Annotated in this window: 12 protein-coding genes; 1 reads left to right on the forward strand and 11 read right to left on the reverse strand. The window is 62.4% G+C overall.

Annotated features, from left to right (window positions below):
• Nucleotides 1-370 precede the first annotated feature (370 nt).
• The 8 genes from ACREYQ_RS31385 to ACREYQ_RS31420 form a co-directional block, all read right to left on the reverse strand.
• On the reverse strand, nt 371-934 hold the full coding sequence (locus ACREYQ_RS31385; RefSeq protein WP_432262791.1) for an Hsp20/alpha crystallin family protein: 564 nt from the start codon (nt 932-934) through the stop codon (nt 371-373).
• Nucleotides 935-1,349: 415 nt separating this feature from the next.
• The gene (gene dnaK, locus ACREYQ_RS31390) at nt 1,350-3,287 is read right to left on the reverse strand and encodes a molecular chaperone DnaK (protein WP_432262792.1); all 1,938 of its coding nucleotides are present in this window, start codon (nt 3,285-3,287) and stop codon (nt 1,350-1,352) included.
• Between the two features lie 87 nt (nt 3,288-3,374).
• Nucleotides 3,375-4,997: a chaperonin GroEL gene (gene groL, locus ACREYQ_RS31395; RefSeq protein WP_432262793.1), complete on the reverse strand. Its 1,623-nt coding sequence runs from the start codon at nt 4,995-4,997 to the stop codon at nt 3,375-3,377.
• 41 nt (nt 4,998-5,038) lie between these two features.
• Nucleotides 5,039-5,326: a co-chaperone GroES gene (locus tag ACREYQ_RS31400; protein ID WP_022540319.1), complete on the reverse strand. Its 288-nt coding sequence runs from the start codon at nt 5,324-5,326 to the stop codon at nt 5,039-5,041.
• Nucleotides 5,327-5,474: 148 nt separating this feature from the next.
• A complete protein-coding gene (locus ACREYQ_RS31405) occupies nt 5,475-5,855 on the reverse strand; it encodes a hypothetical protein (protein ID WP_432262794.1) in 381 nt (126 codons plus the stop codon).
• A 238-nt stretch (nt 5,856-6,093) separates the two neighbouring features.
• The gene (locus tag ACREYQ_RS31410; protein WP_041682411.1) at nt 6,094-6,660 is read right to left on the reverse strand and encodes an Hsp20/alpha crystallin family protein; all 567 of its coding nucleotides are present in this window, start codon (nt 6,658-6,660) and stop codon (nt 6,094-6,096) included.
• An 87-nt stretch (nt 6,661-6,747) separates the two neighbouring features.
• Nucleotides 6,748-7,155, reverse strand: a complete 408-nt coding sequence (locus ACREYQ_RS31415; protein ID WP_116322963.1) for an Hsp20/alpha crystallin family protein — start codon at nt 7,153-7,155, stop codon at nt 6,748-6,750.
• Nucleotides 7,156-7,170: 15 nt separating this feature from the next.
• Nucleotides 7,171-7,611, reverse strand: coding sequence for an Hsp20/alpha crystallin family protein (locus tag ACREYQ_RS31420; RefSeq protein ID WP_116322962.1), 441 nt, complete (start codon nt 7,609-7,611; stop codon nt 7,171-7,173).
• A gap of 989 nt (nt 7,612-8,600) precedes the next feature.
• Here ACREYQ_RS31420 and ACREYQ_RS31425 point away from each other — a divergent pair.
• Nucleotides 8,601-9,086 (forward strand): hypothetical protein, encoded by a 486-nt coding sequence (locus tag ACREYQ_RS31425; RefSeq protein ID WP_432262795.1) that lies wholly within the window; start codon nt 8,601-8,603, stop codon nt 9,084-9,086.
• Nucleotides 9,087-9,209: 123 nt separating this feature from the next.
• Here ACREYQ_RS31425 and ACREYQ_RS31430 read toward each other — a convergent pair whose 3' ends face one another.
• The 3 genes from ACREYQ_RS31430 to ACREYQ_RS31440 all read right to left on the reverse strand — a co-directional run bounded on the left by ACREYQ_RS31430 (nt 9,210) and on the right by ACREYQ_RS31440 (nt 12,832).
• On the reverse strand, nt 9,210-12,143 hold the full coding sequence (locus ACREYQ_RS31430) for a Tn3 family transposase (RefSeq protein ID WP_432262796.1): 2,934 nt from the start codon (nt 12,141-12,143) through the stop codon (nt 9,210-9,212).
• Between the two features lie 213 nt (nt 12,144-12,356).
• Nucleotides 12,357-12,521, reverse strand: coding sequence for a hypothetical protein (locus ACREYQ_RS31435; protein WP_432262797.1), 165 nt, complete (start codon nt 12,519-12,521; stop codon nt 12,357-12,359).
• On the reverse strand, nt 12,518-12,832 hold the full coding sequence (locus tag ACREYQ_RS31440; protein WP_432262798.1) for a hypothetical protein: 315 nt from the start codon (nt 12,830-12,832) through the stop codon (nt 12,518-12,520). The genes ACREYQ_RS31435 and ACREYQ_RS31440 overlap by 4 nt, the downstream gene beginning before the upstream one ends.
• Nucleotides 12,833-12,898 lie beyond the last annotated feature (66 nt).

A 12,898-nucleotide genomic window follows, 5' to 3' on the forward strand; every position in this document is an offset into this window, starting at 1 on the left:
TCGACTGCTCCCGCTCTGACGGCGTTGACCATGGTATCAGGCAATCCTCGCGTCTCGTCGGGTCACACGCTGCGCCGGCGCCGAGGCGAAGGAGCTTGCGTGATGGGGCAATGGTGGTGCGGTCGTTTGCGCGGGCGATTGCGACAATCTTCGTGGCCGGCCACTATCGTCTCGAACATCGTCGTGAGCAGTGGCTCAGGAATCTCGACCACGCCGACCGGCGCCACTGGACCGGCCCCGGCGCTAGTGGCCTTGTCCGGTAGGTCGTACTGGAGTCGAACCAGCGACCAACGGATCAACAGTCCAGTTGTGCTAATGGCCGGCCCGCACGATATCCGCCCGCCACCAAGACATTTCTTGCCTGCTTGGCCTAGCCAATATCGATCGTGCGACTCGCGGATCGCGCCGGCTCCGATTTCGGCACGGTCAACGTGAGCACACCATTGTCAAACTTTGCCAGGGTGTGATCGGGGTCGGCGTTTTCCGGCATGGGAATCGTGCGCACGAAGTTTCCATAGGCGCGCTCTAGCCGGTAGCAGCCATCTTCCTCGCTGCGCACGTCCTGCTTTTTCTCGCCGCGCAGCACGATCGCCCCGTCCTCGACGCTCACGTTCAGGTCTTCGCGCTCCATCCCTGGCAATTCGGCGGTCACGCGCAGCACCTGCCCTTCGTCGACCACGTCGATGCGCGGCTGGAAGCGCGATGAACTGAAGTCGCCAAACCATCGCTCGAGTGCACCACGGCCGGCAAACCGGTCATGAAAGAACTCCTCCACTGCGCGCCACGGTTCGCGTGAGAACAGTCGCGGAATGTCAGGCAAGGAGGCGCGCCATTGTTCGCTCGCCGGCGGGCTTTCCGGGCTGTCCCCATCGGACTTGCGGGCCGCCCCGCGAAGGAACTTGAAGAGATTCCACTTTTTCGGGTCGGTGTTCATAGTATCCTCCTCTAAGAGGTCTGGCAGGAGAACCGGATTCCAGTTGGTGTCAGCCGCATCGTCGATAATCTGTTAGCCGTAGGAACCCACTGATGTGCGGTTTCCTGACGGTACATGAATAGCGCACGGGGAAAACTCCCTGAAGACATCTCGCAGATGGCGGTTGCAGAAAGCAGGGCCGGCATATTTTCGGTACGTTATGACAGCCGTAGGGGTTGGTCTTCGGTTCTATGCGAAGGCGTCAGTCGTTGCTAACTGGTTTGACAAGCCCCTGGCTGTCGCAGCCACTTAGGCGTGTTCTTGGCCGTATATGCCGGCCGCGAAATCATTACAAGAAACCCCGACAGAGGCCGCTAAAACGTACGAAAAAAACCGTTTCTTGAAGGCACCCTAAGTTTGACGGACGTCGGCTAATTTACTGCTTGGCGCCCGCTTCTTTGAACTCAACATCCTCCACGTCCTCGCCTTTCTTCTCGGCGCTCGCCTCTTTCGCGTCCGCGGCGCGACCGGAGCCAGTGCCCGGCTGAGCCTGGATGTCCGCATAGACCTTTTCACCGAGTTTCAGCGAGGCCGTGGCCAGGGCCTGCGTCCTGGCCTCGATCTCGGTCTTGTCGGAGGTCTTCAGTGCCGCCTCAAGGTCCCTGATTGCGGATTCGATCTTCTCCTTCTCGCCCGCATCCAGCTTCTCGCCGTATTCGGCTAACGCCTTACGCGAACTGTGTGCCAGCGCGTCACCGTGGTTGCGCGCATCGACCAACTCCCGCTGTCGATGGTCTTCATCAGCATGAGCCTCGGCGTCATGTACCATGCGCTGGATCTCGCCTTCAGACAGGCCCGAGTTAGCCTTGATGGTGATCCGGTTCTCCTTGCCGGTGGCCTTGTCCTTCGCCGACACGTGCAGAATGCCATTGGCGTCGATGTCAAACGTCACCTCGATCTGCGGCATGCCCCGCGGCGCCGGCGCAATGCCCTCCAGATTGAACTCGCCCAGCATCTTATTGCCCGTAACGATCTCGCGTTCGCCTTGGTACACCTTGATGGTTACCGCCGCCTGGTTGTCGTCGGCCGTAGAGAAGACCTGAGAGAACTTGGTCGGGATGGTGGTATTCTTGGTGATCATCTTGCTCATCACGCCGCCCAGGGTCTCGATCCCGAGCGAAAGCGGGGTGACGTCGAGCAACAACACATCCTTGCGCTCACCGGTTAGTACCGCACCCTGGATCGCCGCACCCACTGCCACCGCCTCGTCGGGGTTGACGTCCTTGCGCGGCTCGCGGCCGAAGAACGCTCTGACCTTCTCCTGCACCCTGGGCATGCGGGTCATGCCGCCCACCAGAATCACGTCGTCGATTTTTTCGACCGCGATACCGGCATCCTTGATCGCGATGCGGCACGGCTCCATCGTGCGCTCGATCAGGTCTTCGACCAGAGCTTCGAGCTTTGCACGTGTGAGCTTCAGGTTCAAATGCCGCGGCCCGCTGGTGTCGGCCGTGATGTACGGCAGGCTGATTTCCGTCTGCTGACTCGACGAGAGCTCGATCTTGGCCTTCTCCGCGGCTTCCTTCAGACGTTGCAGCGCCAGCACGTCCTTCGACAAGTCGACCCCTTGGTCTTTCTTGAACTCGCCGATGATGTAGTCGATGATGCGCTGGTCGAAGTCTTCGCCGCCCAGGAAGGTATCACCGTTCGTCGACAGCACTTCGAACTGCTTCTCGCCTTGCACGTCAGCGATCTCGATGATGGAAATGTCGAAGGTGCCGCCGCCAAGGTCAAACACGGCGATCTTGCGGTCGCGGCTTTCCCTCTTGTCCAGGCCGAACGCGAGCGCCGCCGCGGTCGGTTCATTAATGATCCGCTTGACGTCCAGCCCGGCGATGCGCCCGGCATCCTTGGTCGCCTGGCGCTGGCTGTCGTTGAAGTAGGCGGGCACCGTGATGACGGCTTCGGTGACGGGCTCGCCGAGATAGTCTTCGGCGGTTTTCTTCATCTTGCGCAGCACCTCAGCCGAGACCTGCGGCGGGGCGAGCTTCTGGCCCTGCGCTTCGACCCATGCGTCGCCGTTGTCGGCCTTCAAGATCGTGAAGGGCATCAGGCTGATATCCTTCTGCACTTCCTTTTCCTCATAGCGGCGGCCGATCAGCCGCTTGACCGCAAACAGCGTGTTCTTTGGATTCGTGACGGCCTGTCGCTTGGCGGGTGCGCCGACGAGGATTTCCTCGTCGTTCACATAGGCGACGATGGACGGTGTCGTGCGTGAACCTTCGGAGTTCTCGATCACTTTGACCTGGTTACCTTCCATCAGCGCCACACACGAGTTCGTAGTGCCGAGGTCAATGCCGATGATCTTGCTCATGATGTCCAAGCGCCTGGGCGCTGTCTTGGTTGGAAACGTGAATCGAAAGCCGTGCGCTGCACCACCCCCGCGCGCCTATGCGTCCCTTCAATACTCCAGCTCCGGTGACGCTGCAGCGGCTTTGCCCATGTCTCTCGGTACTTCGACCACGGACGCGTCCGTGGTCAGAATCAGCCCGGCGACGGACGCGGCGTTCTGCAGCGCGGTACGGGTCACCTTGGTGGGGTCGATCACCCCCATCTCGAACAGATCGCCGTATTCACCGGTGGCCGCATTCCAGCCGAAGTTGCCGTCATGTCCGAGTACCCGGTTCAGCACCACCGACGCTTCCTCGCCGGCATTGGCGGCGATCTGCCGCAGCGGTTCCTCCATGGCACGCAGCACGATTCGGATGCCGGCTTCCTGATCGGCGTTGGCGCCTTGAAGCGGCTCAAGCTGGGTGCGGGCCCGCAGTAGCGCGACGCCGCCGCCCGCAACGATGCCTTCCTCGACCGCGGCCCGCGTGGCATGCAGGGCGTCTTCGACGCGCGCCTTCTTCTCCTTCATTTCCACCTCGGTGGCCGCGCCAACCCGGATCACCGCCACGCCACCGGCCAGCTTGGCGACCCGCTCCTGCAACTTCTCCTTGTCGTAGTCGCTGGTGGCCTCGTCGATCTGCCGCCGGATGGCCTTGATGCGGGCTTCGATTGCTGCGCGCTCGCCCGCGCCGCCGACGAGGGTCGTGTTCTCCTTCTCAATTTCGACGCGTTTGGCATGCCCCAGATCCTCCAGCACGACATTCTTGAGCTGCTTGCCCGTCTGTTCCTCGATCAGCGTGCCACCGGTCAGGATGGCAATGTCTTCCAGCATGGCCTTGCGCCGATCGCCGAAGCCCGGTGCCTTCACCGCAGCGGCCTTGAAGGTGCCGCGCAGGGAGTTGACGACAAGGGTCGCAAGTGCCTCGCCTTCCACGTCTTCGGCCACGACGAGCAACGGCTTGCCGGTCTTGGCTACGGCCTCGAGCACCGGCAGCAGATCGTGAATCGCCGAGATCTTCTTGTCATGCAGCAGGATATACGGCTCTTCGAGCATGACGGATTGTTTATCGGGCTGGTTGATGAAGTACGAGGCCAGATAACCGCGATCGAACTGCATGCCTTCGACGACCTCCAGCTCGCTCTCCAGCGACTTGCCGTCTTCGATCGTGATGGCCCCGTCCTTGCCGACCTTGACCATCGCGTCAGCGATGATCCTGCCGATCGCCTCATCTGCGTTGGCGGAGATCGCGCCGATCTGGCCGATCTCCTTGCTCGTAGTGCAGGGCCGGCTCAGCTTGCGCAGCGCCTCGACGACCGCGCTCACGGCCAGGTCCATGCCGCGCTTCAGATCGATCGGATTCAGGCCCGCCACCACGTCCTTCATGCCCTCCTGAACCATCGCCTGGGCCAGCACGGTGGCGGTCGTGGTGCCGTCACCGGCCACGTCGGATGTCTTGGCCGCAACCTGCTTGACCAACTGGGCCCCCATGTTCTCGAACTTGTCGCGCAGTTCGATTTCCTTGGCGACCGACACCCCATCCTTGGTGATCAGCGGGGGCCCGAACGATCGCTCGAGGACCACATTGCGCCCCTTGGGGCCGAGCGTGACCTTGACCGCGTTGGCCAGCAGGTTGACTCCCGCCACGATGCGGCGGCGCGCAGACTCCTGAAATTGGATCTCCTTGGCTGCCATGATGAGACTCCTTGCGAGACGCTAGTCTTCTGTTCCTTCCTCTATTCAACGACGCACAGAATGTCCTCGTCACGCATCACCAGCACCTCTTCGCCTTCAAGCTTGACGGTGGTGCCCGCATACTTGCCAAATAGCACGCGCTCGCCAATCTTCACGCTCGGCGCGCTGACATGGCCATCGCCCAGGCGCTTGCCGGGGCCGACAGCCAGGACCTCGCCCTGGTCCGGCTTTTCGGCGGCGGTATCGGGGATGACAATACCGCTGGCCGTCTTGTGTTCTGCGTCCAAGCGTTTGACGATGACGCGATCGTGTAGTGGACGGATGTTCATAGCCTTGCTCCTCGTCCGATCACTGTGATCATGAGTTTGTCCGGCCGATCGGGTCGTGTCCGGGCCGCCGTTCAGGACATTCACGTGTCAACGCCGGCGTGTGGATTCAAACCACAAGCATTATTGGCCAGGCACCGATCCTGGCGCTTCACTGAATGGCCGGCACGGTGCCGAGCTTCTCTGCCAGCATCCGCTCATATACGCCAAAATGCACATCCACCTCTGCCTGACTGACGACGACAATGTCAATCGTGATCTGCTCGGGCGCCAAGCCGAACATCGTGGCCAGTGCCACTTCCAGGTGGGGGGCCGCCACTCTGTCCTTGTCGAACGTCGTGCCGATGCTGATCACGTAAGCATCGCCTTGCGCCGTGACGTCGACCAAACGGGCCCGCGCGCTGAGGTTGTTATCGATCGCGACTGTGACCAACTCCGCTACGCGCCGCGTCCGCTCGGTAGGAAAGCCGCGCGTGCACTTGAGCCGCACCCGATGCTTGCCTAGCGTCACCCACTCAGAATCGAATTCCATCGAAGTCTCCATCTCGGGAAGTGTTTACCGCGGAAATAGAGGCCAGTCCGGCGATTTCAAGACCTCAGCGTCGCACGTGGATTCGCTGCGGTTGCAAGCCGGCACCGCGCGTTCCGAGCGCCGCCTATGCCAGAAACGGCCTCGGACGCGCTACCTTGCATGGCCAGCTGGAATCTCCCAGCTGAGCGCAGCAGACTCACGCGAGTCTATGCCCTTGACGCAGCTCGCCATCTTCCGCTCACTTCACCTCGATCTTCCTCACCGCAGATTGCCGCGCTCCGGTCTTGGGTAGACGCAGCGTCAATACGCCTCTGTCGAACTTCGCATCGATGTGATCGAGGTCGATGCCATCGGGCAGCGGGATACTGCGCATGAAGGCGCCGTATGCCCGCTCCAGGCGGTAGCAGCCGTTTTCCTCGCTCCGAATGTCCTGCTTCTTCTCACCTCGCAATACCAGGGCGCCATCTTCGATGGTAGTCTGCAGGTCCTCGCGATCCATGCCGGGCAGCTCCGCCGTGATCCTCAGCGCCGTGCCATCATCGACTACATCGATGCGAGGTTGGAAGCGCGACGAACTGAAGTCACCGAACCATCGATCCAGACCGCCGAAGCCCGCGAAGGGTTCATGCAGAAACTCGCCCATCGCACGCAGGGGATCGCTGGAAAACAGCCGTGAAACGTCGGGCCAGTCCGGTGTCCAGTGCCTTGGCGCGGGAACATTCGACGACTCGCCCGTCGGCTGCCTATCCTCTGTCGATTTGCGTAGGAACTTGAATGGGTTCCATTTGCCCAGGTCTGTTTTCATCTTGTCCTCACCGACGTATGTCCAGCCCATTTCCGCGGGTACTGCGGTGGGGCCTTGCAGACGCCACCGGTACCCGGCGGCGGCAACTCACGCCACGTTGACTGCAATGCGGCGTGGACGCGCTTCGTCGCGACGCGGGATTGTCAGTTTGAGCACGCCGTCCTGCAAGTTCGCCTCGATCTTCGACGCGTCAAGGTCGGCACTTAGCGAGAAAGCGCGGGCGAAGTGAGGCTGTCGAATCTCCGCGTGTTGCACCCGCAGGCCTTGGGGCGTGGGCACGACCGCTTCCGCCTCGATATGGAGGTTGCCGTCGTGGACATTCACCTCAAGCTTGTCCTTGGTCACACCCGGAAGATCGGCCCAGAGGGTGACGCCGTTGCTGTCCTCGACGATGTCGACCGCGGGAAGCAGGGTCATCGTCGGCGTGGACCTGTCCTCCTGACCTGTTGTCACCGCGTTCTGGTTGCGTTCAGCCACTTGGGTAGTCTCGTTCATGGCATTCTCCTCACGTTATTGGACCGTGATCGCCCGGGGCTTTGAGGCTTCGCGCTTGCCGACACTGATAGACAGGCAGCCGTTGGCATAGCGCGCCTGGACTTTGTCGGGGTCGGCGCTTTGCGGCAATTCGACCACACGCCGGAACGTGCCGGTGAATCGCTCTTGCGCATACAGCCGGACCTCGGGATCGTGCGCAGCTTGCGCCGCTTCGCGCTCGCCGCTGATGGTCAGCAAGCCCTTGTCGATCGACACCTCGAACTGGTCTGGCTTGAGCCCGGGTGCGAACGCGACAATCTCGATGGAATCGTCCGTGGCACCGATATTGACCGGGGGAAATGCCCCGAAGCGGCCGGAGCGGATGCTGGATGGGAAGCCGCCGAACAAACTCGCCATCTGCCTTTGCATGCGGTCGAGCTCGCTGAAAACGTCGGTTCCAAAGAATAGATCGCTCATGGTCGTATCCTCCTTCGATGCAGCAAGGAGGCGAAGGGGCATACGCGCTCCCATCCACCTGCCAAGCTGCTGGCAAACAAACAGAAACACGCAGCGCGCAATGGTCGCGACTGCCTGAGCGAAAATAAAATAGTAATTGCGCAGCCAAATTTCAAGGGGCCAGCTTGCGCCGTTCCGCGAAAGGACATCGGCTGATTCGTGCTGCCCCCGGTCACGGTTGGGCAGATTCGCTTACATTGCATCACCGGGGTTGCTTCCGTTACACGGCGCCACATCTATGTGCCGCATGGAGCGTATTTGTCGCGCCGCCTGGCGTTGGGGTAAGTGCCGTACCTGACGCTTGCTTTCGCAATCACGCCTTTGACGCATTGCAAGGCCAAGCCGCTCCAGCAGAAACGCACAGTTCGACTGGGATCCTGCCTTGTGGCGTGGCTCGCTGGATAATAATGGCCGGCTCGGCACGTCCCACACAGGTCGCGGTCCGCGGAGACAGATCAACAGGCGGGCAGCGCCATATGCTCCGAACGCCACTCTTAGGTTTATGCCCTCTGTGGCGGCGCCGGCTTGCCTCTCGTTCAGCAGAATTGGCTCAGTCGTAGAATGTGGCCGCGTCGGTGTATAGGGTGTACTTGGGCAGATTGAGGCTGTGCGCCGACGCGGATCCATTGTTTGGCCCCTCTAGCGCCGGGACGATTTTGAGGCTCTCGGCCTTGCATTCGATATTATCGCTGGCCCCCGCGATGCCAGGTTGGAGGGTGCTAGGTGTGCGCTAGGTGGTGTCGGGGTAAGAGCAGACGGTCGACGGCCCGACACGACGGCTGGCGTGGAAGGGGCGCGCCGGGTAGAACCTGTGCTTCCGCCGCGACGCAGCTGGCTCGGAAGTGAAGAGACACTATCTCCGAATTCTATGGGTCAGGTTCGTCGCCCGGTAGTTGGCGCCCGGGGGGCTAGCGATCGCTTAGTGCAAAATTTTCTGAAGCGACCCCAAGATGGCGAGAGCTGCGTCGCACTATCCGTTGATCACCGAGTTCACCACGCTGTCGCGCCACCGCGTCATGGTCGGCGCAAGAACACTCGCCTATCGCAATACCACCTGGCTGCTTGGCCAGCCGGGATGGAACATCTGGATCCCAAAGACGGGCTTCACCCGCGAAGCCGGCCATTGCATTGCGATGGAAGTCAACACGCACTACGGTCCGGTCATTATCGTGCTCTTGGACGCGGGGACGCAGCGCGCGCGTGCCGCCGACCTGATGGCGATTCGGCGCTGGCTCGCTGGCCAGACCCAGCTGCAAGCATCCCGCGCAGGCCAGCGTATTGACGAGCATCAGATAGGGGCCCTATCGAACAAAGTCGGCCTGCGGCGCGCCAGCACTACCGCCTCGGCTACGCGGGCGCACGGGCTCGCGGTGCGACCGCCTTTGACGAGTGCGCGCGCCCACTCACGGCGCAGCGGCGGCAGCTATTCTCGATGAGCGAGCCTTTCCGGTGCGGCTGCCAGGACCGCCCCAGACACGCTGCGCGGCTGCCCGGAGTTGAATGCTTCTGCGATTGGCCAATGCTGGCGCGGCAATGGCTTGATGCAAAGTCTCGGAGACCTATGCCGTACGCCACTGCGACAGCGGCTCCGCGCGTGCAGCACTCGGCAGCAGCCGATGGGCGTAGCGAGCAATCGGGAAGTCGAAAGTGCCCCGCAAGTTGATGCCTTCCACGCGTGTCGGTGCAATCTGGCGCAGATCTTCGGCACGCATGGCTTCGCCGCCGATGGCTTCAATCGCGTCCAGCGCGCGCTGCATGTGCAGCGTGTTCCAGGCCATCAAGGCGTTGGACAGCAAGCTCAGAGCCGACGATACCGCCGCTAACGACGCGTCGTGCCGGGTCAGTTCCAGTGGAATCTTGCCATAGTGGATGGCCCGCTGCACGGTGTGGACAGCCTCACCGCGGTTCAAGGCATGCTGCATCTCATGGCGGAAGGCGCGATTGGTGAAGTAGTCGATCAGGAAGATCGTGCGAAGCAGTCGGCCGAGATGAACGCCAGCTTCATAGACGGGCTGACCCTTCGCCGCCGCGCCGAAGCGCGTCAGTGCCTGGACCGCCGTGCATTGCCCGCTTTGCACCGATGCCGCGATCCGGACCAATTCGTCCCAGGCACGTTCGATCAAGGCCAGCCGGACATCCGCGTCCGCCACCGCAGCCAATTCGGCTGGGACGTCATGATCCCGGGGCACATGCAGGCGGCGGTCGCGCAGGTGAGCAAGCCGCGGACAGAGATCGAAGCCAAGCAGCCGGGACAGACTCATGGCGAAATCTGTAAAGCCGTGGGTATCGACTGCCAGTTGCGCCACGTCTTCCGATCCGCTCTGGCGGATCACACCCTCGATGGCCGCGCCGGCCTGCCGCTCATTCAGCAAAATTGGCTGGTCATAGAAGATGCCCCAGCGGTCGCGAACATGCGTGTACATGCCAATCGATGCCGTGCGTCGGCGCGGATCGGCACGTGCCTGCCAGACTGTGCGCGCGGTCTCCAACGACATCATGTCCGAAGACGCCAGATCGGCACGTCCCCAGTGCCTGGCAATCGGGTGCTGGTGCATGAAGGCGAGCACGACATCAGCGGCCTGGCGCAGTTTGCGCTCATCAGCAATGCGATGCATCATCTGCCGAATCGCGCTGGGCGACAACTCCGGCACCATGCGCGCGAGATCCGCCGCCGACATTGAGGTGCCATGCGCCAGCACCGCCGCGTAGACCATCAGCAGTTCACTGCGAGAATGCGGCTCCCGGCCCAGCAGGAGCCAACTGAAGTGCGTGCTGCTGTCTATCTCCAGCAGGATTTCCGGCAATTGGCCACCGGGGTGCCGCTCGAACAGCGCGCGTCGCAGCGCCTCCACAGAGGCTTCCGGTTTCATTGCCGTGAGCGGATCGATATGGATCGCGCTATCGATTTTCAGTTCGCCACGCTGGACAGCGTCGCGCAGCCTGGCAAGCCCCGCATCCAAATGTGCCACCACGGGCTCGAGGAATATCTTGGCGTCCTGCGGCAGCTTGAGGTGGCCGTAGAAGTGATTACGTCGGGCTTGCCAAGCCTCGTTGGAAATCAGTAGCGCCGCCTGGCTACGGTAGGCGAAGCTGTGGTCTAGGAAGACCGAGCCATTACGCAGCGCCACCCGCAGGGCAAACAGCGTCCCCCATTCGAAGGCGGCCAGGGCTCGCTTGCGATCCTGGCCCTCCAATGCTGGCTGCCAGGCGCGTCCCAATCGAACCATCACCTTATCGGGCAGCCAGTCGGCCCTGCGCGCATAAAGCTTGCGAAGCACCTCCATGGCCTCGATCACCGGATGGGCCGACTGGGCGGAGAATGGCAGGCGAACCAGCCTGCCCAGCATGGCCCTGGCTTGCCGTTGTCGTGACAGGAGTTGTGCGCGGATCAGACTGGCTCGGCTTGGCAGATTCTGGGAGGTCGCCGCATCGGCCAGAGCGCCCAATTGCTGGCAAAGGGCTTCTCGTGTCAGCGTCTCGTCGGCGGCCAGCACCTTGACGGCGGCAGCGAATTCCCGCAGCTTGACGCCAGGATCCGGCCGCCCGGCGTCGATCAGGCGTCCCGCATCGTTGATTGACTTGCGAATCCAGTGCCGCAGCATGGACGACAGCTGATCCGTGGCCGCACACAATGCATAGCGCAAGAAGCAGGCGGCTTCCAGGCGGCGGGACTGTTGCGCAACCCGCTTGCTGACTGACGCCGGGCGATTCGCACAACGCCGCGCGTAGTGGCGAACCACTGCCTCATTGCAGACCGTCGGCCAGCCTTGCTGGACGCCCAGCAGGTACAGCCGGTCGATCTTGTCAAACAACTCGCCCATCTGATGCGTGGAATTGCGCAGCGGAACCGCCCACAGCCACTGCTGGAGGCTCGCGCGGTCGCCTTCCGGCCGCGGGAGCAAGGTACCCCACGCGTCGAGAGAGGCCTCACCATAGGCTTGCACCAGCGCTTTCGTCAGCGCCGCCTCACAGGCCTCCACAGCCTGACTGATCAGCCGCTTCAGCGCCCGGTCATGCGGGATCAGGATGCGATGCTCGTACAGCCAGCGTTTCAATTCGTGCAGCAGGTCACTGCGGCTCGGTTGGCCTGCCAGCCGCTCCTTGAGCCAGCGCGTCACGTAACGCCGCTGATGCTCCGCCATCGGGCTGAACCCGAGGAATTGGTAGGCCAGCATCTGATGGTCCACCAGGGTATCGGTGCGCCCGTCATACAGCGCGCCCAGCGTGCCCATATCCGGCGGGGTGATGCCAAGTTGCGCGCCGACGTAGGCCCAGAGAAACTTGGGCACCTGTTTGTAGGCATCGAGGGTGCGGCCCGTCATGCGGACAAAGCCGATGTGAACGGCGCAGGCCAGGCGGTACAGGTGGCTGCGCCGCGCGTCGATCAGGGCCCGCTCCTTGGCGGAGAACGTGAAGAACGTGGCAAGCTCGAACTCGCTGAGTTCGCGCGGAATCTGCCGCATGCCGAGATACGCCATTTGCCAGTGATCCATCGCGCTTTCTCCCAAGCGTGAGACGGACCGCCGAGATTAGCGGCAATGCGACGGGGACGCAACGCACGCGTCAAGAAAGTGCGCTAGGGGTCAATTCTTCTGGTGGCGAAATGGTAGACAGCAACTTATTGATTTACAAGGATATTTACCCGACCAACGCCAGGAAACCCGCATAGATGCTAGGGAGCGCTATGCCGGTAAACTGCACCAGAATCAAGGGGACCCCGGGTGGCGGATCCTGCCGAGCACCGCTGTGCGCTGCGACGCCAGTTCCTGCATCCGCTGCACGTCCTGATCGTCCAGCACGACGCCACTGGCGCGCGCGGCATCAATGCGCTCGGTCAGGCTGGATTCTGCGTGGTCAGGAATGGGCGTCATAGCGGGAATGAGGTCTGTTTGCTCGCCTGCAGTTCGCTGCTCAGTCTGGCGATCTCCGCCCTGAGCAGCTCCACGATTTCGCCGTGGGCGTGTACCAGTCCGATGACAGCCGCCACATCGACGGGCACGGTCTGGCCAGCGATCTGCGCCGGCGCAAGCTTTTCGAGCGCCGCCAGCTGGCGCCGGGTGTCCGGCGACAGGCTTTCAGCGAACGCGGCCGTGGCCGCCAGCACCTCGTCGAGCTTCGCGCGCGGCACCACCGGCGTCGCCATCGCGAGCGCCCGCTGCCGCCTGTCCGCCATTGCATCCATCTCAGATCCCGGTTGTCTTGCCCGCCCAGCGTGCACGCTGGCCACCTTCTTTATCGGCGGCGCAGG

The sequence above is a fragment of the Cupriavidus sp. TMH.W2 genome (assembly GCF_050847365.1).
Taxonomy (GTDB): domain Bacteria; phylum Pseudomonadota; class Gammaproteobacteria; order Burkholderiales; family Burkholderiaceae; genus Cupriavidus.